Origin of the sequence: Paenibacillus sp. FSL H8-0283 (assembly GCF_045040675.1) — a bacterium.
In the GTDB taxonomy this organism is placed as follows: domain Bacteria; phylum Bacillota; class Bacilli; order Paenibacillales; family Paenibacillaceae; genus Paenibacillus; species Paenibacillus amylolyticus.
The window spans coordinates 3,908,915-3,935,086 of sequence record NZ_CP150295.1 but is presented as its reverse complement, the minus strand read 5'-3'; the positions used below and the strand labels follow the sequence as shown (position 1 = coordinate 3,935,086).

Genomic DNA, 26,172 nt, shown 5'->3' with positions numbered 1-26,172 from the left:
GTTATCGATGTGAAAAGATAGGAGAAAGGAGAGGAGCCTAAGGGTTTCTTTTCTTTTTTTGCTTAGTTTGTGAAATAAATCACAAATAAATTCGCTAGAAGGTGATATATTTAACTCAACAAGAGAAGGAGTGATGAAGATGAGAACCAACGGTCAAACTCAATTCACGCAGGCGGATGAATTAACCAGATATATGCTTCAATTATGCTACACATGTGACGATGCGAATCGTTGTACCACAGAGGATGCAGTGAAGGCTTGCATGGCAGAACACGCACAGGCAGACCAGGCCGAACCAGCTGAAGGTGGAGAAGTAACTCGCGGGTTTATGGATCTAATGTACGCTTAGGCTAATGATACACGGATCAATCACGGAGAACGCTCCTGCGGGAGGGTTCTTTTTGATTTGGAGAGAAATGTATACGCTTTAAATTCACTTCGCAAATATTGCAGCATGGGTTATTATAGAAATAATTAAGGTAAATTACTCAAAATGTGGAATTCGTGATAAAGGTCCGAGATAGTAGAAAGGATAAAACTATGAACATTCAAGATCTCCCAATTGAAATAAAAGAACATATAGGGGAAGTCCAGAAAATCACTTTTCCTAAGCAAGGTCATACTTCTACTGTGGCTATACTGGATACGTTTGATCAAAAGTACATCATCAAGAAGACAGAAAACGATCTTTATAATGAATGGTTATCCGATGAATATAAGGTGCTCCAATACCTTTACCATACGGGACTCCCTGTTCCAAAGGTATATTCATTTCATACTGAGGACACATCAAGATGGCTTCTGATGGATTATATTGATGGAATAAGTTTAAGAGAATTTCTCTCTAAGATGCCTGACCTTAAAAGTAAAGAAAAAGCGATTTTTAACTTTGGACTTTGTTTAAAGAAAATACATGAATGCTATTGTCCTGTTGAATTATTGAACAATGACAGTCCTTGGTTAGATACAATGCTTAATAAAGCAGAATATAATCTAACTCACTTTGCTATAGACGGATCAGCAGAACTACTTCAACAGTTGAAAGAAGGAAGACCAAAACCAATAGAGAACACTTTCATCCATGGAGATTTTACTATAGATAATGTGCTAGTTAATGATTGCAATATTGTTGGAGTTATTGACTGGGCAGGAGCAGCTTATGGCGATCCAAGATATGATGTAGCATTAGCCATTAGACCGAAACATAATGCGTTTGATAATGAAAGAGATAGAGAAATCTTTTATAACGGGTATGGAAAGTTAAGAATAACGGATGAAGAATATAATTATTTTGAAGACGGGATATATAACTTCTTTTAGTCTGGCTATAAATTGTTCTTCAAACGTATATTAATCTCTCTAGAAGGAGTCGAATCAATGAGCCCTCCAAAACATATCTTATCTGCCGCTGCAATCGTGATCAACGAACAAAATGAATTATTACTTATTAGAGGACCACGAAGAGGTTGGGAAATGCCAGGTGGTCAAGTAGAAGAAGGAGAATCTCTAAGTCAAGCTGCGATCAGAGAAACGAAAGAGGAGTCCGGTATCGACATTGAAATCATCAAATTCTGTGGAATATTTCAAAATATCGAGAATTCAATATGTAACACATTATTTCTAGCCAAACCAATAGGAGGAGAATTAATCACATCAACGGAGAGTTTAGAGTCTGGTTTCTTTCCGATTGAAGAAGCCATTTTAAAAGTCGAATGGAAAAACTTCAGAGAAAGAATAGAGTATTGCTTAAACCCTGAGATGCAACCTTTTTGCATTGAGTTCAGCGATAAGAATAATATTTAAAAGTTTCCGAGAAGGAAGTTCAATCATTGAAACGAGTCGATGTAGATTACATATTTCAACGAAGGTAACAAGTAATGTTCTGAATGTAGTGTATAAAGGAGGCTATCAGATGAACAAGCACAGTGTTTATGAAACAAACAGCTTTTATTGGGATACAAAAGGGAATGACTTTTTGAGAGCAATCGTGCTTCCATATTATGGAGCATTTATCTCGGAAGAAAAACACCAACTTTTTGGTGATGTCTCAGGTTTAAAGATGTTAGAGGTGGGCTGTGGAAATGGTCAATCCTTGCAGTATCATGGAGACCGCAAAGCAGGTGAACTGTGGGGTATGGATATATCCCAGAAACAGATAGAAAAGACACAACAACACTTGAGGACATACGGAATTCCTGCAACATTGATATGTTCACCCATGGAAGAGGAATGTGGGATTCCTACTAATTATTTTGACGCTGTGTATTCGATTTATGCCATAGGTTGGACAACCGATCTTGAAGGTACTTTCAGCCGAATCGCTTCTTATTTAAAGAAAGATGGTATTTTTATTTTCAGTTGGTCTCATCCAATTCATAGATGTGTCGTTGAAGAAAATGATAGATTTGTCTTCAATAAGCCGTATTCTGATGAATCGTGGTATGCGGTATCTCCTGACTTTTGTCAGGGTGAATTAACCTTGGCTGATCGTCAACTATCAACCTATGTCAATGCGTTAGCAAAAGCGGGATTTGTCATTGAACAAATGATAGAAGAATCCGATGAGGATATCATGCAATTACATAATAATAGCGATAGTCTCCTTAAAAGAGCAAAGATGTTACCTGTATCCTTTGTGATTAAAGCGAGAAAACGATGATTAAATGAAATGAATCGGAGAGTGGACTATGTTTAAATATCAAATGGATACTGCTACCTATATATCGCTATTATTTATGGGTTGAAAGCAGATCAATGGAGAACGTAATAGATCAAATTTTATTTTAACTAAAGGAGCTAGTTATGAGAAGATTACCGCTTTTTATAGTGACAGGCGCAAGTGGAACAGGAAAAACAACGATCTCTTCGCATGTTCGGAATCAACTTCCCGAATTTGACGTCTTTGATATGGATATCATCGATAACGTGGATTGGCAGATTGCCAAAGAGAATTGGTTGAGGATTGCGTATAACATATCGCTAAGTGGACGAGGGACTGTTTTATGCGGAACGATGGTTCCGGAAAACATTGCATCGTCGGATTACATAGATCGATTTGATCGAATTCTATATATGAATTTGCATTGTGACGATGTTACTCGCGAGACGCGTTTAAGAGCCCGTGGGTGGGACGAGAACCTAGTTGAAGATCACAAAAGTTTTGCCAACTGGTTACTCCAGAATTCGGAAACTGCGTTTGACCCGCCAATGCAAACAATTGATACGACAGAACTTACAGCAATGGAAGTAGCTGAACAAGTTAAAGAATGGGTTTTAAAGAACTGGTGTGTTGAATGAAGATTTAAAATAACCTAATAGTTAGATTGAGTGGGAGGAACAGGATGCTGCCTTTTCAAGTGAATGAATCTATTGTATTAAAGCTGATCCAATCTCGAGATAGAGATGAGTTGTATGCGTTAATTGATGAGAATAGAAAGTACTTGAGAGCGTGGTTACTCTGGGTCGATAAAAGACAATCGCCCAGCGATTTAGATTCTGTAATTGAAGTATGGACACATAATTATGAAGAGAAGAACGGTTTTGATTCCGGAATATGGTTCAATGAACAATTGGTTGGGATGTTAGGATTGCATTATATTGATTGGACGAATCGAGCAACGAGCATTGGATATTTTTTAGCTGAGTCAGCACAGGGCAAAGGAATCATTACCAAATCAATAGAACAATTGCTTAAATATCTCTTTAACGAGTTGAAGTTAAATCGTGTAATCATTCAATGTGCAGAAAACAACTTTAAAAGCAGGGCTATACCTGAGAAAATCGGATTTTCATATGAGGGAACATCCAGAGAAGCTCAATGGGTTTACGATCATTATGAGAATATTGTGACGTATAGTCTGCTGTCTAGTGAATGGCATACTTAAACGGTAGAGTACATCGTCTGATGAAACGAAGGAGGTCACGTATTGTTTCTCAATGTATTACTTTGGTTGATTATTCTCTGGGTGATCTCCCTTTATTTCAGTTTTCCTAAGAAAGATCGCATGTACACAGTCAATGTGCCAAGCACATATTACATTCAATCTTCAAATCGGTTGGATATTCAGAAAAACTACGAATGCGCTGCATTTTCCAGTGCGTTTGTCTTGAGACATTTCGGTTTGGAGTCCAACGGAACAAAGCTTTATGAAACCTATCCTCGCAAATTGCTTGATGGTACGGTATATCCCAAAGCGGTCGTTGTTTTTTTTAAAAAACTAGGATATCAGGCAATGTACTTACGTGGTAATGTGAATACGTTAAAGAAACAGATCAGCCAAGGGGTACCTGTTATTTTATTTATTAGAGTACATCCCAAACAACGTTATTTGCATTTTGTTCCCGTCGTTGGTTATGATGAAACGCATTTTTACTTGGCAGAATCGTTAGACTACAAGATTAATTGTGATGAAGAATATTACAATCGAAAAATCAGCATAAATGAACTCAACATGTTATGGAGGTCGTGGTTACCTTTTTCTCAAAACTCCTATATCGTCGTACACCCGATGCAGATTTAAGACGGCTCTCTTTCAAGGGACAAGATATATTTCTTTAAACGAACTAATCTGCTTTATTCGGAACGTCTGCTTAGTTAAACCAAGCAACTCATGCCCAAATGGCATGAGTTTTTTTGAACAAATCTCCTCACGTAAACCAGCTCGACTCAATTAATGGTTTTGAACAAAATAGATCAAACGTATAGGCAGTTGCTACTGATTTTATTGTTTTACCTGATAATTAGCGGAGTTTTTTAGTTAAAATGGTTGTTCGTCCACGCATCTTTTCATCTACATACGTACGTTAAACCATGTCTATAGGGAGGTGTCCACACTGTGAGTCATTCAGAAGTGAAGAAACGTATGAAGAGAAAAAAGGCAACATTCCATCCGTGTAAAGTTAAAAGAAAAGAACGCCGATTGAAAGTGGTCAAAAAGTTCGTTCAAGTAAAATGTCCGCCTCCAGAAGTGAATATATCTACCCCTACTGTCGTTGGCCCAACAGGACCACAAGGTATACAAGGCGTACAGGGCGTACAAGGTATTCCAGGTAAACAAGGGGTTGAAGGGCCAACTGGAGCTCAAGGACCAGCAGGGGGGCCACCTGGACCACAAGGGCCTCAGGGACAGCCTGGTCCTGCTGGAGCGGTAGGTTCTCAAGGTCCGGTCGGGCCTGCTGGACCTATGGGAGCACAGGGGATTCCGGGAGAAGCAGGGGCCGTAGGGCCACAAGGTCCGCAGGGTAATCCTGGACCTGCCGGGGCAATTGGGCCTCAAGGTGTTGCTGGAGCTGTTGGGCCGACGGGTGCGACAGGAGCTGCAGGAGCAGTAGGCCCGGCAGGCCCAGCCGGTGCAGCAGGAGCGGTAGGCCCTGCTGGGCCAGCCGGTGCAGCAGGAGCAGTAGGTCCGGCAGGGCCAGCCGGTGCAGCAGGAGCAGTAGGCCCGACTGGTGCTACAGGAGTAGCGGGTCCAGCTGGAGCCACGGGAGGTACAGGTGCAACAGGAGCAGCCGGAAGCGTACTGGGATTTGCTGACTTTTTCGCACTGATGCCACCTGATAATGCAGCAACGGTTGCTCCCGGTACTGATGTAAGCTTTCCTCAGGATGGGCCGACAAGTGGAACAACTATCGCACGTACGGGGCCTAGTTCATTCAATCTGGCAGCCATTGGTACGTATCAGATTTTGTTCCAGGTGAGCATCAATGAAGCCGGTCAATTAATCTTAACTCTCAATGGGGCAGATTTGGCTCCTACTGTAGTTGGGCGAGCAACGGGAACGTCTCAGATTGTTGGTATGGCTTTGGTGCAGACAACCGTGATTAATTCTATTCTGACCGTGCGGAACCCGGCTGGTAATGCTACAGCATTAACAATCACGCCACTTGCGGGCGGAACTAGACCTGTATCCGCACATCTTGTGATCACACAATTAGCATGAGTCCGTTAACAGGCTAGCAAACTCTCCTCAACTTTATTAAATATGCATCCACAACGGTAACATGGGTTTGCTTGAACTGAGATAGCAGTGCTTTACCTGAGGCTGTTATCTCAGTTGGAGCGGATAATGGTACAGGAGTAACTACATATCGGATACTCTTTTTGTTTTGTGAGGAATGGTGAAAACGTCACTACTAATTATTTTTTCAGTTGATAATATGATAAAATATTGGAAAAACATCAGAGGTGAGTGCATGAAGAATGGACACTGGAGAAAAATTACATGGGTTGTTGCAGCATTATTATTAATCATGGTCACGGCTTGCAGCAATAGCAAATTCAATCCAAACGAATTTTCAGAACAGGATCTGGCTGTGACGAAGACCGACAGTGAGGATAAGATTACGTATGGAATGAGTCAGGAAGAGACGGAGAAAATCCTCGGTGAGGGAACATCAACCGGTGTGGGTCAATCCTATCAATACAATAACGGAATCACGATTGGTTATAGGGATGCCCAAGTCGTTAGTATCATCTTGAATAAGGACTCGAAAGGGTACTTTAAGACCGCTCGCGGGGCAGAGGCGGGGATGACACATCAAGAGATTCTCGATCTGTATGGCAAGGAACATGTTTTGGTCGAATCTGAACGTAATATCGATTATGCCTATCATATTCAGAAGGAAACATTCCTGGATGAGAAGTCGCTACAAGCGGAAAAAGATGATCTGGCTATCTATCGTGCATCGTTTATGCTGACAAAAGAGGGACAGGTTAATCAGGTTATATTGTCGGATCAACGATTTGCAACAACCTTTAAGTAAAACAAGGCTGCTAGTTAAGCAATGTATTAGATAATGAAATAGTACTTATTTTCTTATGAAGCAACCCTTTGGTATTCTGCCGGAGGGTTTTTCCCTTCACACCGTTCGATTTCAATCCGGATAACAAGTTCTTTGTTTACGTGCATATACATTACAGGAGACGGGTCAAGACTCCGGCTGTCCTAAGTTGTATGAACGGAGGGAGAGACATGGGCATTGAATCATCCTGGATGTTTGATTTGTTTGGAACCGTCTTTCCGGTTGTATTTGTTCTGATTATAGGTATAGTCCTTCTGTCGATGGGAAAGGAGGTATGGAGGTGGGGACGCAACAACTCGGAGCCGCTATTGACCGTGCCTTCACGTATCACCAGCAGACGGATGAAGATGAGTCAGTCGCAATCTGAACCGGGGAGTACAGCACGAACGTTATACTACGTCACCTTTGAAGTAGAAAGTGGGGATCGGCTCGAATTCAAAGTCAATGGCGAAGAGTATGGTTTGTGTGCTGAGGGGGATGAAGGACGGCTCTCGTTCAAAGGAACGCGTTATGTAGGCTTCGAGCGATATAATCGCGTATATTCTGAACGCCTACGGGGTTAAACTGAGCAGCTTGCGCCAGAATGGCGTGAGCTTTTTTTGATTATTTACTGGACAAGCGTTTCTTAATGGACCTAACGTGTTTTTATATAAGAAGAGGCTTAATGAGATTATGATCAAAAGATCATTACCATAGAGGAGGCAATCAATATGTCATTTACAGATCAGGTCGTTGTTGTAACCGGGGCCGCTCAGGGAATAGGACGAAGTGTGGCTGAGGCTTATGCAGTCGCTGGAGCCAAAGTTGTACTTGCCGACTACAAGGAAGCAGAAGGGGCGGCAGCGGCAGCTTCCATTCGTAACGAAGGCGGAGAAGCCATCTTTGTCCAATGTGATGTTCGGAGCGAGCAGGATATTACGAATCTGTTTCGGACAACCGTGGAAGAATTCAAACAAATTGATGTTTTGGTGAATAATGCAGGACTCGCCAAGTGGAAGTCACCCTATGAGCTGACGCTGGAAGAATGGGACGATGTACTCAATACCAATGTGAGAAGTTGCTTTTTGGCGAGTCGGGAAGCAGCCAAACATATGAAAAGCAATGAACACGGGGGTGCCATTATCAACATGGCTTCTACCCGTGCACTGATGTCTGAGCCGGATACCGAAGCTTATGCCGCATCCAAAGGAGCGATTGTAGCTCTGACACATGCGCTGGCGGTCTCACTGGGCAAGGACCAAATTCGGGTCAATTGTATCAGTCCGGGATGGATTGAGACAGGAGACGTGGAGAAATTGAAAAAGGAGGATCATGAACAGCATCCCTCCGGTCGTGTGGGTGTTCCTTCGGATATCTCCCGTGCTTGTTTATATTTGTCTGACCCAAGCAATACCTTTGTCACAGGGACCAACCTCGTTATTGATGGAGGCATGACCCGAAAAATGATATATGAGGACTAGAACCGGGATTGAACCGGGCGAGCCCTAAGCTGTCCCAACTTCAGAGTGATAAGCCCAAGTTAAGCACTTGGGCTTATTTGTTTTTAATAACTCGGTTGCTATAATAAATGTGATTTTACAACAGTAGAGGAATGGAGGGAGTATATGTTCGGGAAACAATCCCGGAAGGTATTTTGGCTGTTACTGCTGATCGGAGGGATGATAATGATAGGTAATGAGTCACCTGCTGAAGCTGACGGCGCAGATATACGGGCGGCCTGGGTATGGCAGGCACAGTCTGTTAGCAACGGAGATGAGCTGTTGGCCAATGCAGCTAAACATAAGATAAACAGGCTGTACGTGAATGTAGACATGACGCTGTCCAAAGAGGTATACCAGACGTTTATAGCCAAAGCAAGCCGTGCAGGTATTGCGGTTGAAGCGCTGGGAGGCGATCCATCCTGGGCACTAAGTGGCCGTGAAGGTCCCATGCTCAGATTAGCGTCTTGGATAAGTGATTACAATCAAGCTGCTGAACCCAACGAGCAATTTAATGCCATACATCTGGATATCAAGCCCTATGTGTTACCAGCCTGGAAAGAAGATGCTAAACCACTGGTACAATCCTGGGTAGCCAATATGAATCTGTTATTTGAGCAAGTGAGACAGGATGGCGCAGTTGCAGTGAATATTGACCTGCCATTTTGGCTGGATTCCTATACCGTCACAGGAAATAGAGTTTCTGAGGATGCAGATAACGAACCATTGTCACGTTGGTTCATTGAACAAGTGGAGCATGTCACTTTACTCGCTTACCGTGATAACGCGCAAGGGAACAATGGTATCATACGTTTGATTGAACAGGAAATGAACTGGGCCGATGCCAGCAATGTGAGCGTCACGGTTGGGTTGAACACCAAGCCCATGCCTGGCGAGGAGTTCACGTCATTTGCCGGGAAAGGTGCAGCACAACTGGAAAGTGTTATTGAAGAAGTTGCCTCCGCATTCGGCGAGCATAGTTCCTACGCAGGTTCTGCTGTACATGACATCGTATACTGGGGACAACTGGAGCCGTCGGAACTGCCATCACCGGAGACTCCATCCAATCAGCCAGAGATTCGGGGAACGTATATCTGGGAGGCCTCTCAGGTGACGAATGACGGGGGAGAGCACATACTAGCATTTGCTAGAGAGCAGAATATTAACTGGTTGTATGTCCGGTTGGACCTGGATCAACCCTATTCCAGCTATCGTAGTTTTGTGAAACGGGCAAAAGCGCAGGGCATAGAGATCCATGCGATGGGTGGACATCCGATCTGGGGCAAGAAGGAGAATCGTCCACGCATTAAGCGCTTGATTGATTATGTGAAAAACTATAATGCTGAATCCGAACCGGATGAACGATTTGAAGGCATCCATCTGGATATTGAGCCTTACACTTTGCCAGAGTGGGAGAATAGTCGGGACACCTTATTGACCGAATGGGCTGCCAATATTACATTTTTCCAGGAAGAAACGAAGAAGGACAGTGATCTCGAAACAAGCGCAGACCTTGCTGTATGGTTGGATAGCTTCGCGTTGCCAGGAAAGGATACATCTGTGGCTGAATTTATGATCCGTACACTCGATCATGTGTCGCTGATGGCTTTCCGTAACAACGCCGAAGGTTCCAATGGGATTGCTGCTGTTGTGAGTCAGGAGATGGAGATCGCCGATCGTTTCGGTAAAAGGTTGATGATTTCGGTCGAAATGAAGCAGAACCACGAAGGTCCTCATATTTCTTTTTATGAAAAAGGGGCAGCGGAGATGGAACTTCAGCTTGCCAAGCTTCCTGATCTGCTGGCCGAATATCAGGCTTACCAAGGCAACATTGTTCATGCCTATGATTATTGGATTGAAGCCAAGCCTTAAACAGGCGAGTATTATAAGAAACGAGTTGCTTCGGGACTTCACCTTGGGTGAGGTTCCGGGCTTTTTTTTATGGAAAAAAGATGGAATCGTGTCACCGAATGGGCTCCTGCACAATACGATGTACGGTGATGAACAGCTGAAACAAGGGAGGAAACAGACTATGGCTGTTATTAAAGCCAACTCAGAGGACGTCAAGCTGCTGGCTAGGCTCATGAGGGCAGAGGCTGAAGGTGACGGCGAACAGGGTATGTTGCTTGTGGGCAATGTAAGTGTGAACCGGGTGCTGGTGGATTGTCTGGACTTTAAGGATATTCGCGATATCAATCGTATGGTATTCCAGAATCCAGGAGGCTACGAGTCAACACAGAAGGGGTACTTTTACCAACGGGCAAGACAGTCCGAGATACGTCTCGCACAACGGGTGATTAATGGAGAGCGCTTCTGGCCTGCCAGCAATTCATTGTGGTTCTTCCGACCTGTGGCCGAGTGTCCGGCAACGTGGTATGACCAGCAAAATACAGGACGTTTCAAAGCGCATTGTTTCTTCAGTCCTTCAGGCGAAGACTGTCCGGAAGTATATTAAATTTTGGGAGGAATCATCATGATTAATCAGCCTTATCAACCAACAACTCAAACACTGGGTCAGCAAGCAAATTCTGTGATGGGTCAACAAGCTAATTCTCAGGTTCAAGGTACGTCTTACAAAATTGGTAACGGAATGCCTGCCATGTCACCAACGCCAGGGATGGTATCACCAAGCTCCACAAGTGTACCGCCACTCGTATCCAGTGGAAGCCCAATGACACCAACAGGTGCAGTGATTACAACAACGGCTCCACAGTTTGAGCAATCATACATTGAGAATATTTTACGTCTGAACCTTGGTAAATTCGGTACATTCTACATGACATATGAAGGCAACAAAGAATGGAACGCTCGCATATTCCAAGGTATTATTGAAGCAGCGGGCCGTGATCATATTATCATCAGTGACCCGAAGACAGGTAGAAGAATCATGCTGTTGATGGTCAACTTCGACTATGCTACATTTGATGAGCCGTTGTTGTATCAATATCCGGGCGTGGTAGGCAATTACCCGCAAGCTCCAAGCAGATAACCATTTTCACCTCATCATGTTGATTGATAACTGACATGTCACATGTCTAACACATACTGATTTACTTCGCTGTCCTGAATGTGGAGGTAATCCGCAGACAGGACAGTTTTTTACATAAACATATATACGAAGGTTACTCTAGGTTTAGAGTTATACGTAACCTTTTGGCGATAACATGGCACTTATACATGAATAGAACAAGCAGCATGCTTATATGAAGGGAGTCCATAGCATTGAATTCATGGATTGAAGGAGCGATGAAGGGCGAAACTGATGCTTACGCACAACTGATGTCTCAATATCGCGGGATGGCTCTTGCTGTTGCCTACAATCGTTTAGGAGATACATTTTGGGCTGAAGATGTCGTACAGGAGGCATTTACTGAAGCCTTTGGCAATCTGTCCAAGCTGGAAGCTCCTGAGGCTTTTCCCGGGTGGTTCAAGGTGATCGTGGAGAGGCAGTGTTATCGCTGGCTAAGACGCAAGCAACATACCATGATTCCAGTTCAGGAGCTGGAGCATGTATTCCATGAAGAGGATCAGGCGCATAATCCGGAAAAACAAGCGGTGCAAAACGAAATGCATCGTACCCTGCGTGATTCTATTGCAATACTGCCATCATCGATGCGGATTGCTGTTGAACTGTTTTATTTGGAAGGATACTCGCTCAAGGAAATATCGGATTTCCTCGGGGTCAAGGTACCTGCATTAAAGAAAAGACTGTTCGATGCCCGATCCAAACTTAAGCGCTCTATGCCAGTAAGGGATCTGGTCTCTGTATTCAGTGACTTGTATGAAGGGGGAAAAGGATTGTTACACATTATGAATGGGGATCACGCTGCCAATCGTTTAAGAGAGAGTGGAATTCAGGGAGACATCCTGGTATGGAGAGAGTTGTACACGTTCGGTCCGGTAGCCAAAGAGATGGGAGATACGAAGGAGCGGCAGACTCGGGCATCCGTGTTAGAGCAGCAGTTGGGCATTCCACAGGCGGAATACTTGAAGATCGAGGAACTTGAACGCAAGTTGAATTCGTTTCAACAATACAAGGAAATTGTCTTATGGTTCGAATACGATCTCTATGATCAGACGATGTTATCTTATCTATTGCATTATTTCAAAGGACAAGCACTCCAGAATACGAAACTGAATTTACTCTGTATTGACTCGTATCCAGAGATTGAGCACTTTAGAGGACTGGGACAGCTTACCTCCACACAGATTGAACGTCTGTCCGGCAGTTGGCATGTGATTGAGAAAAACGAGTTACAAGCCGGTGCACAGTTCTGGCAAGCCTATACGTCGACTGATTTCCGGCATCATCTGGATTACTTGCAGGCAGATACTTCTGCGCTACCCTTTGCGAAAGCTGCCTTTAAGGCACATTTGTCCCGTCTGCCATCTGTATCGAACGGTCTGGGACTCATTGAGCAGACAACACTGGAAACCATTAGAGCAGGTGTGGAGCATCCGTATCCATTATTTCGCGAGGTAGGAGACAAGCTGCATATTCTCGGGATGGGTGATCTTGAATACTGGGCACATCTGAAGCGGATGACAGAAGGACCTCATGCTCTTCTTCAGATGAGCGGTGCAACCACTTTCCCTAATTTCAAGCAGCATGATGAAAAATTCCGTGACGGAATCCTGTCGCTAACGGAACTCGGAATTCAGGTGTTGAATGGAGAAGTCGATTGGGCATTGCTGAAGCAGGATGAATTCTGGATCGGTGGATTGCATAACGCAAGCGGGGGACGAGCGAAGTGGCGCTGGAATCCCGCTTCGGAAACCGTAGTGGAGACTGAGTCGACATCGTAATTAACGGATAGAATCTGAGGAAATAACGTATTACAAAAAGAGAGTATCCAGCCATGCGGAAGCATGAGCGAGGATGCTCTCTTTGGTTTGGTTAAGAATTAGTTATGTTTCTCAAAATGATATTCTCCTTTTTTAATAGTTGTTTGACTAGATGTATACCTGTACAGTAAACTGTACATATTACAGTTTACTGTACAGGTATAAACTAAAGTGTAAAGGAGTGAGGTTATGAATCAGTACACTGCAAAGCGTATCTCAGAAATTCTTCAAGAAGATGATACTAAGATGAATCTGAGGACGGTTCGGTACTATACACAAATAGGCATGGTTCCTCCGTTAGAGTTGGTAGGAAATAAAAGAGTATACACCGATAAACACATTCATTATTTTCGAGCAATTATAACTTTATCAAGAACTGGTGAGAACTTAGCATCCATTCAAGAAAAATTGAAGCTTCTTTCTGTAGAGGAAGTGGAAAAAATCGGCCAATTGATGCATTTATATAGCCCAGATCGTGTCTTGGAAAACGAAACTCTGACAATAACAGATGATGTTTCAATTACATTAAGTCCTCGAGTTTCTGCCGAATTAAAACAGAAAGTAATTGATTCTGTCTCACAGGTTTTAAGGGGGGAGTTTAATGATGCTTAATTTACGGTTGGCTAAAAAAAAGATGGAAAAAGAAGAAGGAATGAATCATTTATGGATTGAGCTCACCCATACCAATAATTTAAATGAAAATGCAATATTACGTATTCACCTCCCAAATGGTCTTTATCGAGGATTAAATTTGAATGGGAATTTTGAAACAGAAACAGGTGAAATAAAATTATTGTCACGAGACAAAGACGTATTTATTGAGTTTTATACACAGTCGAGAATAGATTGTGATGAGGCATTGATTAATGTGGAATTATGTTATCAAAGTAGTCATCTAAATTGGAAAGGAATAAAACAGGACATAACAGTTCGCTTTGTAGATGAGGAAGATGTAGATGATGAGCATATCGATCATCAAGTCATTGAACGAGTGATGAAACTCGAAATTAATTCGTCTAGCAAGGCTGGCTCAGATAGTGAATTATTAGTTATCAGACCAAGGACGTATCAAACAAGGGACAGTGAATATGCTTATCTTGAAAAGGACTACCGAATAAACTACTAGTGGAAGGGAGCGCTCAACGTATTTTACGAATGCGTAAACTTATTGATAATGTGATATGTAAAGCACAATAACAATGGGCAGGTGATAAAAATGGACCAAGAGGCAATCGAATATTCCGTAGAATTCCAAGATTCTTATGGGATCATATACACTCGAGAATTGAGAGCTGAAAGTATAGCTGAAGCAAAAATCATCATTCAAAATAACTATCCTGATGTTGTAATTCGAGCAGTCACACGTATTACAGAAAATGATAAGTGATTAACTATCTAATGATCTGAAAGTTAATCACTCAATACAACTGAGAAAATAGGAAGCATAACGGCGTATTGAGTAAAAATTTTTCCGGGAAACAGCGTAATCGAGACTTTTGTTAAAGAAAAAAGGCGTTTGTGCCATTTCGTTGTCATAGGACACGGATTGACTGTGTAGTTTAGAATTATATAATAAAAGAAGCATATCTTTTTTATTCGACAGAACAAGGTGGAGGTGGAAGCATTGGGAAGTTGAAATTGCATATGAGCGGCAGAATGGCAAATATCCTACATTTTCGAAGGAGGTGGACCTATTTGCCGAAGAATGACGGCGAATAGGATGAAAATTTGAGTGACCCCTTACCGAGTATTTTAAATTTAGTAATCATTGGTTTACTTGTATTAATGAATGGTTTCTTTGTGTCGGCAGAATTTGCGATGGTGAAAGTTCGTGGAAGCCGGATTGAGGCTTTGGTGGAAACAGGCAACAAAAATGCCATCTATGCTTCCAATATCGTACGTAATCTGGATGCATATCTGTCAGCTTGCCAACTAGGTATAACTTTGGCTTCACTGGGACTCGGGTGGCTGGGAGAACCGGCAATTGCACATCTGTTAGAGCCCATGTTTACCGCATTTGGACTGGGACCAGTCTACGTTCATGGAATCTCTATTGCCATTGCATTTGTGATTATTACGATCTTGCACATTGTACTGGGAGAACTTGCTCCCAAAACGATGGCAATTCGAAAGTCTGAGACGATCACGTTGTGGTCTGCGGCTTTGCTAACGTTCTTCTACAAGTTAATGTATCCATTCATATGGGCACTGAACGGTATGGCTAACGGCTTGTTGAGACTGTTCCGAATGGCACCAGCTTCGGAGATGGACTCCGCACATAGCGAAGATGAAATACGCATTCTGATGAAAGAAAGCAATAAGAGCGGTTTAATTGATAACACTGAATTAGCACTTGTTGATAATATATTTGATTTTACGGATACAACCGCCCGTGAAATTATGATTCCTCGAACGGAAATGATCTGTCTGAATGCCAATGAGTCCATGCTGGAGAATCTGGAGATTGCCAGTGAGAGTATGCGAACAAGGTATCCGGTATATAACGGAGACAAGGATCATATTATCGGCTTTATTCACATTAAGGATCTGATGCGATCCCAACTTACGGATACCATCTCTGTGATCCGGCCCATCCTGGCTGTGCCAGATACCACGCTAATCAGTGATCTGCTCAAACGTATGCAGCGTAGCAAGACACAGATTGCGATTCTGATTGATGAATACGGCGGAACCTCCGGCCTTGTCACACTTGAAGATATCATGGAAGAGATCGTAGGCGAGATTCAGGATGAATTCGACCATGAGCGTCCTGTCATTGAACAAGTGGATGAGATGGAATACTCTATTGATGGATTGATGCTGATTGAAGAAGTCAGCGAACGATTCGGACTGGAGATGGATCGTGCCGATTACGATACCATCGGGGGCTGGTTATACTCCAGAGTAGATGCCATTCCACCTGAGGTCGGTCAATCGGTTGAGTATGGGGGTTATGTATTTGTCATTCAAGAGACAGAGCATAAGCGGATTTCCCGAGTAAATGTGATTAAGCTGGAACTGTTGGTTGAAGAAGAAGGCGCGTAGCCGGATCGAAATTGTAACAAATGAAGCTGTATGGTGACGTAATGGTCATCGTACAGCTTTTTTTGCATGCTCATGATTCTTTGGGTGCATGAATGACAATATCGGCGTAACGATTCTCCGTGACCAAGCTGTTCTCGATAGAAATTCGCTTATAAGTGACGTAAACATTCTCTCCCGGAGCAAGATCATACTGGATATTCAGCTTTTTTCGAGTGGATTGGGTTGTTATCGGTGTCTTAATGGTGATGATGGCGTACATAGGCGTATCGACAAAAGTAACCTCGTGAGAATTGTAGTCCCCCACCTTAGTGGTGGATAACACGGGATTTTGCTTAAACTGGGTCAGGTGATCATTCACCATGCCAAGTGTTACGGGTAACACATAAAACAGAAGTACCAGAGGCAGAAGGCAGAAAGCAATCCCGAAAACACGTAAAAATTTGACATGGGAAAGGGTTCGTCCGCTCTGCTTGAGTAAAAGAAAAGCAAGGACGGGGGACAGTACAAGTCCCCAGATCATAAAGGGCAATACATAGCGTTCAATCCCCATGCTTATCCAGCTTTCCCGAGCTGTAGCCAAGAAATATATTAAGGTCCCTGCGGTAAGCGCACTCACCAAGATAACAAGCCAACGTTTGAACGAGCCGGAAACTTCGATATGTAGTTGATTCGGATTGGAGCTGTGACGATGCCTTCTGGATTTGAATTGAAATTTACTCAAGTTATACACCTCATTTGCAAATCTTGTTGGTTCATATGGTTTCGTGTATCCATTACCCAATACATACGGGCTGGAATAATTTAGGTTTCAACTATGCTGGAGATGCATGCAAAGATAAAAGACGCTGCCGACAGAAACATCGGAGCGTCTAATTTTTTTTTGAAACCTGTCACCCGATCCGTCCGTTTATACCCTTACACAAAATCAAGTATGGAAGCGGAGGATGGATCAATATGCGGAAAATGAAAACAAAGAGTGCAGCATCTATGCTAAAAATAACCCTTGTTGTCTTGTTAATGGTGCCAACAATCCTGGCTATACCTACGTCCGAACCAGCCGTTGCAAGCCCGATAATCAACGTGTCCTCTGGTGCCCTTACAGCTCCGCCACCGCCAGAACCATCCATCCATTCGCTTGCTACCAATTCCGAACGTGGACATATCTATCAAGCGGTCGGTGCAGTCATTCCGGGGGGTGGACTATCGGCTATCGTCAATACCAAGACCATGACATATACAGCAATGAAGACACTTTCCGTAGATTATCGACTTGAGCGCTGGACAGGAACAGCATGGGTAACTTTCAAAACGGGTTCCAACAATGCAACGAATACAAACTTATTGAATGCCGCATCGGATTGGACCGTAATGCCAGGATATTATTATCGCGTTACCAGTATTCATACAGCGTATGATGGAAGTGCCACGGAAACAAGCAAACATGTCTCTGGCACCGTGTTATTTTGATCTTATCGACGGGTGCTACCCGGAAACTTCTGCTCTTGAAAATCGTTGGCAATAGCAGTCATTTCTTCTTCCGAAAGGGTGCCAAACAGACTCATATTGTTGGAACCCATCATCCACTGAAAGGAGTTATAAGGTGGGCCGATATACATCAGTGCTTCCGAGCCATCCGCCAGCTTTACGGTGCTCATATCACGAAGCATGGCTCCTTCAATTTTCTCCCCAGGCATGACATAGATATAATCAAACTGGATAATCTCATCTTCTATGCTTTTGCCTTCACTGGTATATTGAACTCTCATTTGGTTGGACTCATAATAATCGTCTGGATTCACAGGGTTTTCAGTATCAAGCACGAGTTCGAATTTGACCTTGTTGAATCGCTCGGGAATGGCCTTGGATAACAGAAAGTCACCCATGAACCCTTCGCGTGCAATCTCTTCCGTAACAAGTACTGGACGAAACTGATGGCTCGATAACTCATACGAAGGTGTATTAAGAGCTTCTTCTTCTTGTACCTTAAGAATGTCGTCCAAGCTGGTTTCTGGTGGTGGAGGCGTTTTGGCTGTTGACGGATCAGCCCCCAGTTGGGTCGTACGATCCTCAATGATAATGGATTTCATGCCATTGCCCCAATCCTTGATGGATTGCACAAAAGGGGATACCGCTTGCGTACCGGACGGCAGGCTGAAAATAACGGCCCCGATAGTTACGGATGCAGCGACTACAACTGAAAGTCGCAAGGTACGTATTCTTTTTTTACGTAAACCGATTCTGTTAATTTCCCTGTTTACCTTCTGCCAGGATTGCCGCATGGATTCGGTATGGGAGGCGGAAGGGGCAGAGACGGCCTGATGGAAAGCTTCATCAAAAGCCAGGTCAAACGCAGCGTCGAAATATTCGTCTTCCAGCTCTGAATCGAATCGCTCCACGTTTTTATCGGACTTGCCTTTGCTCAATGCTTCCACCCCATTCCTTATGTAATTTCTTCTTAATACTGCCACGGGCTCTGAACAAGCGTTGCTTCACAATGTCTTCGGAGGTATCCAGCAGTTCGGCCATCTCTCGGTAGGAGAGACCTTTTTTCCACCGTAACTCCACCAGTACACGATATTCCGGTTTGAGCTGTCTGAGATAATATTCAATGGACTCTTCCATCATCTGCGTTTCTACCATGCTTTCCACGGAAGCTGCGGTCTGATTCATCGTCTCCATATCTATAAAAACACTATCCGTATCCAATTGGTTACGGTTATTTTTATTTTTTCTCAGATAATTAATAGCTGTGTTCCGTGTGACAACCTTGAGCCAGGCTTTCAGTTTGACCTCGTCTTCAAAGATGGGTTTGTTTTTAATGATTTTGATAAAAGCTTCCTGAATAATATCTTCTGCTGCAGCACGCTCCTTGATGATATAAACGATAAGACCATGTACCATATTATAATATTCATAATACACTTCTTCTTGAAGTGCAGAGCCTAAATTATGGAAATCTGAGGCTAGTAATAACTGGAGCCGATTGGCCATGATGTTCTCCTTTCTGGTGAACAGTCCACAAACATTGGTATCATTACATTTTACAACATAATATGGAAACGGTACAATGGGAGGTTGGTCAGGGAAAAACCAGATGAGAGAAGTGTGTATAACATGCGGGAAAGTTTGCTGAAAATTAATAAAAGGCCGTCTCGCCAACCATGAATACATGGTTGCAAGACAGCCTTTCGACTATTCAGAGAACATACATTACGGGAGATAACTCTCCGCGATCATTTAGAACGCCCAGTCTCCCTTAAGGAAGATGGCTTCACGTTCGCCGTTTGCCGTGATACCGTAGATGTCCGTCTCGGGAGAGCCCATCATGAAGTCCACATGGGTGATGCTGGTGTTCATGCCACGAGCCGCAAGTTCTTCAGGAGACATCGTTTTGCCACCTTCGATATTGAATGCATAGGAACTGCCAATCGCAAGATGGCACGACGCATTCTCATCATACAATGTAGTGTAATACAGGATGCCACTCTCAGAGATCGGTGAATGGAAGGGAACCAAAGCGACTTCGCCGAGGTAATGAGATCCTTCATCCATGGAAATGAGTCTTTCCAGCGTATCCTGACCTTCTTCAGCATGAAAATCAATGATACGTCCGTTCTCAAATGTGAGTGAAAAACGATCAATGATACTACCGCCATAGCTGAGTGGTTTGGTGCTGGACACTTTGCCATTAACGCCATGTTTGGCTGGAGCGGTGAATACTTCCTCTGTCGGGATATTCGCGACAAAAGGGGTGCCTTGCTCATTCACGCTACCTGCCTGCGCCCAGATATGACCTTCTGGAAGCTCGACAGTAAGATCCGTCCCTGGGGAGAGGAAATGTAATGCTTGATACTTCTTGTTGTTCAGGGCAACGGCTTTGGTCTCCAGTCGTTCAATATGCTGTTCCCAAGCCGCTACAGGGTCCTCCAGATCGGCTCTCACCGCAGCAAAAATGGCTTCCCACAACTGGCTAACCTGCTCAGCTGCCGGGAGATCCGGGAATACTTTGGCTGCCCAATCGGGCGAAGGACATGCCACACCCGTCCAGCTCATTTTATCCGCCTGTTGATACTGACGGTACTTGGCCATCGCCTGACCATATGTACGCTGATGGGTGGAAATCCGCTCCGGGTCAATACCTTTCATTAGGTCTGGGCTGGATGACAATACGGTCAGGAAGGCTGCATTATTGGCCGCCAGTTCTTCAAGCTCCGCTGCATGCCATTTTCGGCGGCTCTTGGAAGGATTCCTCAGGGGCCATCTCAAACCGCAATCGATTGACGGTTTCATCTCCGTATTTTACAATCACCTGCTTGGCTCCAGCTTCATATCCCTTACGTACCAGCAAACGTACAAATTCAGCGGTATCAATCATCGCAGAGATGACAAATACTTGCCCTGGTTGCACATTAGCACCTACTCTTACAGCAAGTTCAGCGTAACGATCCAGTTTTTGTTCAAAACTTAACATATGAGTTCCCTCCAATTGTTGAATTTTTGACCTGTTGACGCAGGAAAAGAGAGGAGTAATCTCCTCTCTCCTAAATCACATCAAACGGGATTAGAATGCCCAGTTTCCTTGCAGGAAGATCGGCTCTTCCGCGCCTTCGGAGGTCACACCGTGGATGTTCATTTCTCCGGATCCAATCATGAAGTCTACATGAGTGAGGCTGGAGTTCATACCACGTTCAATCAGCTCTTCTTTGGACATCGTTTTACCACCTTCCAGACAGAAGGCATAAGCATTACCAATCGCCAAATGGTTGGAGGCATTTTCATCAAACAAAGTATTGTAGAACAAAATATTGGTATCGGAAATTGGGGACTGATGTGGAACGAGGGCTACTTCACCCAGATAGTGTGCGCCATCATCTATCTCGATCAGGTTTTTGAGTGCATCGAGACCTTGATCGGCGGTATAGTCAACAATTCGGCCGTTCTCGAATGTTAGTGAGAAACCGTCAATCAGGTTGCCGCCGTAGCTCAGTGGTTTCGTGCTTCGCACTGTACCGTTAACACCCGTTTTCAGCGGAGCCGTGAATACTTCTTCCGTAGGCATATTGGCAATAAAGACATGTCCTTGCTCATTCACACTTCCACCGGATACCCAGATATGGCCTTCTGGAAGTTCAATGGTCAAGTCTGTGCCTGGAGCTGTATAGTGAAGCTTCTTGTATTTTTTGTTGTTCAACAGATCAGCGCGGGAATCCAGGTTTTGCAAATGGGTTTTCCATTCGGCAACAGCATCCTGCTCACCGATCCGTACCGTTTTGAAAATGACATCCCACAGGCGGTCCACTTGTTGCGCTTCCGGCAGATCCGGGAACACTTTAGCTGCCCATTCCGGAGAAGGAACGGCCACGATAGACCAGCTGAATTTGTCAGCCATCTGATAAGAACGATATTTTTCGAGCGCTTTGCCGCGCACTTTTTGGCTAGTAATAATGCGTTCCTGCGCTACACCGTTCAGCAAATCCGGATTTTCAGCGATGACGTGCAGAATAGCGGCACCTTCTTCAACCAGTTCAGTCATTTCAGCTGCAAACCATTTCGGTTCAATGGAGAAGGCTTCATCAGGTGCAAGATCGTAATGAAGACGTGTAACGGTTTCATCGCTCCAGTTTACTTTGACCAATTTCGCACCTTTACCGTAAGCTGCTTTGACAATCAGTCGTACAAAATGTGCTGCCGAGATTGGAGCGTTAACCACGAGTGTCTGTCCAGGATGGACATTGACACCGACTTGTACAGCTAGTTCAGCATATTGCTGCAGATTCGTTTCAAAAGTATTCATGCTATTTTTTCCTCCAATGTGATAATAATATCGTAGCTTGTTGGCTATTATAGTCCTCATTACAACTATGTAAGGACTCAGAATGGTTCCTTCATTGAATAAGGTATACGTTGCTACGTTATATATTGTACAATTAACCAATAATAATTACCAAACTAGGTTTACCAGAAATGTTGGAGACCGACTGTAGATGAAAGATTAAAGGAGAGAATGATTGTGAATATTGAAATTATAAGTACTGAAATGCGCCGTGAAGGTGAAAAAGGATACGTGGGAAATACCGTTTACCGCACAGAAGGCGAAAAGTCAGTATATGAGATTACCTTCATGAGCAAGAACGGAAAAGATTGGGACTATAGCTTGCATTTCACGGAGCAATCCGGTGATGAAGAAGAGTTACTGCGGATGGACGAGTTGCTTGAGAATGATGACGATCTGTACAATCAATTGCTCGATGCTGCTTTGGAGGCATTTCCAGCTTAACTAGCTGAGATGTTCTTGTTCTATTGTGTTGTGTCGATGACTATACTAGACGGTGTATGCCCAAAACAGGGTGTATAGCGTCTATTTTATTGGAAATGTTGAATAGATGATCCAGAAAAGGGAAGTCTACGAGATGAATGGAACCAGAGAGACAATCCGCCTAATGGGAGGTAACCGTGAATGGCATCTGACAATCTGATTACAGAAGGGTTGACGGGGCTTGAAGAAGTCGCGCCCGATATTCTCAGTCTACGTACACTATTCGTTAATGTCGTGTTCATCGGAGAGCCAGGAAGCAGGAACTGGGTCCTCGTGGACACCGGAATGGCGAGGTTCACAGATCATATTGTTCAGGTTGCAACAGAACGATTTCAAGGTCCGCCGTCTGCGATCATATTGACGCATGGTCACTTCGACCATGTAGGAACCGTTATTGAGCTGGAACAATTCTGGGGTGTGCCAGTGTATGCTCATCCGCTTGAAATTCCGTATTTAACGGGATTAAAAGATTACCCGCCAGCGGACCCTTCTGTAGGTGGAGGTTTAATGTCCAGGTTGTCATTCGCTTATCCCAATGAGGCAATCAATCTGGATGATCGGATATTCAGTCTACCCAAAGATCATTCCGTTCCAGGCGTATCAGGATGGGAGTGGGTTCACACGCCAGGTCATACGCCTGGACATGTGTCGCTGTTTCGGGAAGCGGACCGTTTGTTAATTGCGGGAGATGCAATCATCACAGTGAAGCAGGAATCGCTGTGGAGTGTGTTGCTTCAGGACAAACAGTTGCATGGCCCGCCTTCCTATTTTACAACCGATTGGCAGGTTGCTCATCAATCTGTCCAGCATATAAGGCATCTGGAGCCGAAACTTGCGATTACCGGGCACGGGCATGCCTTGAGCGGAGATATGCTGAGTGAATCCTTGAAGCGGCTTGATCTGGACTTGAAGAGAGCACTGTGCCGGATCATGGCAAATATGTGGATTAATTGAACCATCATATGAAAGACAGGAAAAAGACAGCCGTAACGTATTACAGCTGTCTTTTTCCTGTCTTTTTTGTCTTTCTATTATGAATTTGTTCTCTATCATAGATTGGTATTTTACGCTCGGGCATGATATAGTCGAGCCGTATAATATAACCTTAGTATGCAGGAGGTACATATAACGATGACACAGCAAAATGCAGCATTTGAAGAACAATTTGGAGGGATACCAGCCATTTGGCTTCGTTTTAATCAGTTTGAAGCGGCAGTTATTCCAAGCGTAGGTGCGAACCTCGTTGCTTTCCGTGATACAGAAAAGGGTTTTCGTTACTTGAGAGAACCAAATCAGGATCAGATGGATGAGTTTATGGCTGCACCTGCGGTCTATGGAATTCCGATTCTTTCTCCACCGAACCGTTATGAGGATGGACGCTTCCCCTGGAATGGTAAAGTCTATCAGTTGCCTGTGAACGAACCGGCTACAGGTAACCATTTGCATGGATTTTTGCATGATGCCGAGTGGAAGGTTGAGGGATACGGTTCTGATCAGCTGGAGAGTTATGTGTTGCTTAGCCAGGACGTGAAAGAAGGACATACATTCCATCAGTACCTGCCGTTTACGTTTACGGTGACGCTTCGTTACTCTTTGAGCAGCCAAGGACTTCAGCAACAATTGATCGTCCGCAACAACGGGACTGAATATATGCCGAATTTGTTTGCATTCCACACGGCGATTGCTGTACCTTTTGCACCGGACAGTCAGGCCACGGATTACACGGCCAAAGTTACGATTGGACAACGTCGTGAATTGAATGAGCGTTCCCTGCCAACAGGACAATTTCAACCGCTTACACCTGAGGAAGAACAATTGAAGAAAGACGGGGTTAGTCCGTTCTTTGCTGCCATGGATAATCATTACACGGCGGAGCCGCAGAATGGACGTAACTATATGGAACTTACGGATCACCGTACTGGAGACAAACTGGTATACGATGTGGGTACCTCCTACAAGCACTGGATGATCTGGAACAATAACATGGGTGGCGAATTCTTCTGTCCTGAACCACAGATGAACCTGGTTAACGCTCCTAATGTTGAAGGCATAGCTGCAGAAGAAATCGGATTGATCGGTTTGGAACCAGGTGAACTATTCGAACAGAGCAGCCGATTGTATCCAATTGCGTCACAAAAATAATTCACGCTCATTTTGCGCTACGCTTACAATTTTGTCGAAAAGGTGAAAACCTGCTCGTAAATCATGTATAATATGACGAGATACACAAGCTTTGTAGAGACCCAAACCATCTTTTTGGAGGAGGACAAGCAAGTGGAATACCGCATTGAGAGAGATACGTTAGGTGAAATGAAAGTACCAGCCGACAGGCTGTGGGGAGCTCAGACGCAGCGCAGCAAGGAGAACTTCCCGATTGGCAATGAACATATGCCGATGGAAGTTATCCGTGCTCTTGCCATTTTGAAAAAAAGTGCTGCGGCCAGTAACCATAAATTAGGTAAATTATCTGCGGCTAAGTCCGATGCTATTGCTTATGCAGCAGACGAGATTATTGCAGGCCGAATTGATGACCATTTCCCACTGGTAGTATGGCAGACGGGAAGCGGAACACAATCCAATATGAACGTGAACGAAGTGATTGCCAATCTGGGGAACCAACTGCTGGAGCAAAAGGGCAAGGAAGAGCGTCTGCATCCAAATGATGACGTGAACATGTCCCAGAGCTCCAACGATACATTCCCAACGGCTCTGCATGTCGCAGGTGTTCTGGCTGTTGAGGATCAACTTTTGCCAGCAATCGCGGTATTAAAAGCCACTTTTGCAGACAAGTCGGATGCATTCAAGGATATTATCAAGATTGGACGTACCCACCTCCAGGATGCAACACCAATTACGCTTGGTCAGGAGATCAGTGGTTGGGAAGCCATGCTGGGCAAGAGTGAGCGTATGATCCGTGAAAGCGTACAGTATCTGAAGGAGCTTGCGATCGGCGGTACAGCTGTCGGAACGGGCATTAATGCACATCCGGACTTTGGGGACTTCACTGCCAAGGAGATTGGCAAACATACGGGGAAAGATTTTGTATCTGCACCAAACAAATTCCACGCACTTACAAGTCATGATGAAGTTGTGTATGCGCACGGTGCGGTTAAAGCGCTTGCAGCTGATTTGATGAAAATTGCCAATGATGTCCGCTGGTTGGCCAGTGGCCCTCGTAGTGGATTGGGCGAAATCCGTATTCCTGAGAATGAGCCAGGCAGCTCCATTATGCCGGGTAAAGTCAATCCAACTCAGAGCGAGGCCATTACTATGGTGGTTACGCAGGTCATGGGTAATGATGCAGCGATTGGTTTCGCGGCAAGTCAGGGTAATTTTGAACTGAATGTATTCAAACCGGTTATCATCTATAACTTCTTGCAATCCGTGCAACTCCTGGCGGACTCCATCATTGCGTTTAATGATAAGTGTGCCGTGGGTATCGAGCCTAATCTGGATCAGATTAAACATAATCTGAACAATTCGCTTATGCTGGTTACAGCGCTCAATCCGCATATTGGTTATGAGAATGCAGCCAAAATTGCGAAGCTTGCACATAAAGAAGGCTTGTCTTTGAAACAGGCGACGTTACAAACGGGCCTGCTTACCGAAGAGCAATTTGATCAATATGTCGATCCAGCCAAAATGATCGCTCCAAAGGCCTAAAATCAGCCGAAATGAGCAATATAG

The 26,172-nt window shown here is 44.1% G+C and carries 27 protein-coding genes and 2 pseudogenes; 24 read left to right on the top strand and 5 right to left on the bottom strand.

Annotated elements, in window-relative coordinates; genetic code table 11:
• The first annotated feature begins 139 nt into the window (after positions 1-139).
• The 19 genes from MHI52_RS17575 to MHI52_RS17485 all read left to right on the top strand — a co-directional run bounded on the left by MHI52_RS17575 (position 140) and on the right by MHI52_RS17485 (position 16,169).
• The gene (locus MHI52_RS17575; protein WP_339186910.1) at positions 140-349 is read left to right on the top strand and encodes a hypothetical protein; all 210 of its coding nucleotides are present in this window, start codon (positions 140-142) and stop codon (positions 347-349) included.
• A 191-nt stretch (positions 350-540) separates the two neighbouring features.
• On the top strand, positions 541-1,320 hold the full coding sequence (locus tag MHI52_RS17570) for a phosphotransferase (RefSeq protein ID WP_405157359.1): 780 nt from the start codon (positions 541-543) through the stop codon (positions 1,318-1,320).
• Positions 1,321-1,377: 57 nt separating this feature from the next.
• Positions 1,378-1,803 carry an NUDIX hydrolase gene (locus MHI52_RS17565; protein WP_340017656.1) on the top strand — a complete coding sequence of 142 codons (426 nt, stop codon included), beginning with the start codon at positions 1,378-1,380 and terminating at the stop codon, positions 1,801-1,803.
• A 109-nt stretch (positions 1,804-1,912) separates the two neighbouring features.
• Positions 1,913-2,659 (top strand): class I SAM-dependent methyltransferase, encoded by a 747-nt coding sequence (locus MHI52_RS17560; protein WP_405157358.1) that lies wholly within the window; start codon positions 1,913-1,915, stop codon positions 2,657-2,659.
• A 143-nt stretch (positions 2,660-2,802) separates the two neighbouring features.
• Positions 2,803-3,297 carry an AAA family ATPase gene (locus MHI52_RS17555; RefSeq protein WP_405157357.1) on the top strand — a complete coding sequence of 165 codons (495 nt, stop codon included), beginning with the start codon at positions 2,803-2,805 and terminating at the stop codon, positions 3,295-3,297.
• A gap of 44 nt (positions 3,298-3,341) precedes the next feature.
• Positions 3,342-3,884 (top strand): GNAT family N-acetyltransferase, encoded by a 543-nt coding sequence (locus MHI52_RS17550; protein WP_405157356.1) that lies wholly within the window; start codon positions 3,342-3,344, stop codon positions 3,882-3,884.
• Positions 3,885-3,926: 42 nt separating this feature from the next.
• Positions 3,927-4,520 (top strand): C39 family peptidase, encoded by a 594-nt coding sequence (locus MHI52_RS17545; RefSeq protein WP_405157355.1) that lies wholly within the window; start codon positions 3,927-3,929, stop codon positions 4,518-4,520.
• 315 nt (positions 4,521-4,835) lie between these two features.
• The gene (locus MHI52_RS17540) at positions 4,836-5,939 is read left to right on the top strand and encodes a collagen-like protein (protein WP_036613740.1); all 1,104 of its coding nucleotides are present in this window, start codon (positions 4,836-4,838) and stop codon (positions 5,937-5,939) included.
• A gap of 253 nt (positions 5,940-6,192) precedes the next feature.
• Positions 6,193-6,762, top strand: a complete 570-nt coding sequence (locus MHI52_RS17535; protein ID WP_076328567.1) for a hypothetical protein — start codon at positions 6,193-6,195, stop codon at positions 6,760-6,762.
• 209 nt (positions 6,763-6,971) lie between these two features.
• Complete coding sequence (locus MHI52_RS17530) at positions 6,972-7,364, top strand: DUF2500 domain-containing protein (protein ID WP_017688132.1); 393 nt, start codon at positions 6,972-6,974, stop codon at positions 7,362-7,364.
• A 147-nt stretch (positions 7,365-7,511) separates the two neighbouring features.
• The gene (locus MHI52_RS17525) at positions 7,512-8,261 is read left to right on the top strand and encodes a glucose 1-dehydrogenase (protein WP_017688133.1); all 750 of its coding nucleotides are present in this window, start codon (positions 7,512-7,514) and stop codon (positions 8,259-8,261) included.
• A gap of 204 nt (positions 8,262-8,465) precedes the next feature.
• Positions 8,466-10,151, top strand: coding sequence for a hypothetical protein (locus MHI52_RS17520; protein ID WP_340386536.1), 1,686 nt, complete (start codon positions 8,466-8,468; stop codon positions 10,149-10,151).
• A 160-nt stretch (positions 10,152-10,311) separates the two neighbouring features.
• Positions 10,312-10,734: a cell wall hydrolase gene (locus tag MHI52_RS17515; RefSeq protein WP_076217086.1), complete on the top strand. Its 423-nt coding sequence runs from the start codon at positions 10,312-10,314 to the stop codon at positions 10,732-10,734.
• Between the two features lie 75 nt (positions 10,735-10,809).
• Positions 10,810-11,268: a spore coat protein GerQ gene (gene gerQ / locus MHI52_RS17510; RefSeq protein WP_036673979.1), complete on the top strand. Its 459-nt coding sequence runs from the start codon at positions 10,810-10,812 to the stop codon at positions 11,266-11,268.
• A gap of 233 nt (positions 11,269-11,501) precedes the next feature.
• A complete protein-coding gene (locus MHI52_RS17505) occupies positions 11,502-13,085 on the top strand; it encodes a sigma-70 family RNA polymerase sigma factor (RefSeq protein ID WP_405157354.1) in 1,584 nt (527 codons plus the stop codon).
• A gap of 228 nt (positions 13,086-13,313) precedes the next feature.
• On the top strand, positions 13,314-13,736 hold the full coding sequence (locus tag MHI52_RS17500) for a MerR family transcriptional regulator (RefSeq protein ID WP_405157353.1): 423 nt from the start codon (positions 13,314-13,316) through the stop codon (positions 13,734-13,736).
• Complete coding sequence (locus MHI52_RS17495) at positions 13,726-14,250, top strand: hypothetical protein (protein WP_405157352.1); 525 nt, start codon at positions 13,726-13,728, stop codon at positions 14,248-14,250. The genes MHI52_RS17500 and MHI52_RS17495 overlap by 11 nt, the downstream gene beginning before the upstream one ends.
• Positions 14,251-14,340: 90 nt before the next feature.
• Positions 14,341-14,511, top strand: coding sequence for a hypothetical protein (locus MHI52_RS17490; RefSeq protein WP_164783390.1), 171 nt, complete (start codon positions 14,341-14,343; stop codon positions 14,509-14,511).
• Between the two features lie 341 nt (positions 14,512-14,852).
• The gene (locus MHI52_RS17485; RefSeq protein ID WP_036613746.1) at positions 14,853-16,169 is read left to right on the top strand and encodes a hemolysin family protein; all 1,317 of its coding nucleotides are present in this window, start codon (positions 14,853-14,855) and stop codon (positions 16,167-16,169) included.
• 70 nt (positions 16,170-16,239) lie between these two features.
• On the opposite strand, the gene MHI52_RS17480 is transcribed toward MHI52_RS17485, so the two are convergent.
• Complete coding sequence (locus MHI52_RS17480) at positions 16,240-16,890, bottom strand: hypothetical protein (RefSeq protein WP_338706251.1); 651 nt, start codon at positions 16,888-16,890, stop codon at positions 16,240-16,242.
• A gap of 233 nt (positions 16,891-17,123) precedes the next feature.
• On the opposite strand from MHI52_RS17480, the gene MHI52_RS17475 reads away from it, so the two are divergent.
• Positions 17,124-17,636 carry a hypothetical protein gene (locus MHI52_RS17475; RefSeq protein ID WP_338706250.1) on the top strand — a complete coding sequence of 171 codons (513 nt, stop codon included), beginning with the start codon at positions 17,124-17,126 and terminating at the stop codon, positions 17,634-17,636.
• Between the two features lie 2 nt (positions 17,637-17,638).
• Here the strand turns inward: MHI52_RS17475 and MHI52_RS17470 are convergent, their stop codons facing one another.
• From MHI52_RS17470 to MHI52_RS17455, 4 genes and pseudogenes are all read right to left on the bottom strand, one after another.
• Complete coding sequence (locus tag MHI52_RS17470) at positions 17,639-18,592, bottom strand: hypothetical protein (RefSeq protein ID WP_127550687.1); 954 nt, start codon at positions 18,590-18,592, stop codon at positions 17,639-17,641.
• Entirely contained in the window at positions 18,570-19,160 is a 591-nt protein-coding gene (locus tag MHI52_RS17465) for an RNA polymerase sigma factor (protein ID WP_017688141.1), read from the bottom strand. Before MHI52_RS17465 ends, MHI52_RS17470 begins: the two co-directional genes overlap by 23 nt.
• A 246-nt stretch (positions 19,161-19,406) precedes the next feature.
• Positions 19,407-20,640: pseudogene (locus MHI52_RS17460) on the bottom strand (aminopeptidase).
• Between the two features lie 90 nt (positions 20,641-20,730).
• Complete coding sequence (locus tag MHI52_RS17455; protein WP_036613753.1) at positions 20,731-21,963, bottom strand: aminopeptidase; 1,233 nt, start codon at positions 21,961-21,963, stop codon at positions 20,731-20,733.
• A 210-nt stretch (positions 21,964-22,173) separates the two neighbouring features.
• Between MHI52_RS17455 and MHI52_RS17450 the strand changes: the two genes are divergently transcribed.
• The 4 genes and pseudogenes from MHI52_RS17450 to fumC all read left to right on the top strand — a co-directional run bounded on the left by MHI52_RS17450 (position 22,174) and on the right by fumC (position 26,148).
• Complete coding sequence (locus MHI52_RS17450; protein WP_036613754.1) at positions 22,174-22,446, top strand: hypothetical protein; 273 nt, start codon at positions 22,174-22,176, stop codon at positions 22,444-22,446.
• 180 nt (positions 22,447-22,626) lie between these two features.
• Positions 22,627-23,435: pseudogene (locus MHI52_RS17445) on the top strand (MBL fold metallo-hydrolase).
• A gap of 181 nt (positions 23,436-23,616) precedes the next feature.
• A complete protein-coding gene (locus MHI52_RS17440) occupies positions 23,617-24,627 on the top strand; it encodes an aldose 1-epimerase (RefSeq protein ID WP_405157351.1) in 1,011 nt (336 codons plus the stop codon).
• 132 nt (positions 24,628-24,759) lie between these two features.
• A complete protein-coding gene (gene fumC / locus MHI52_RS17435; protein ID WP_405157350.1) occupies positions 24,760-26,148 on the top strand; it encodes a class II fumarate hydratase in 1,389 nt (462 codons plus the stop codon).
• Positions 26,149-26,172: the final 24 nt, after the last annotated feature.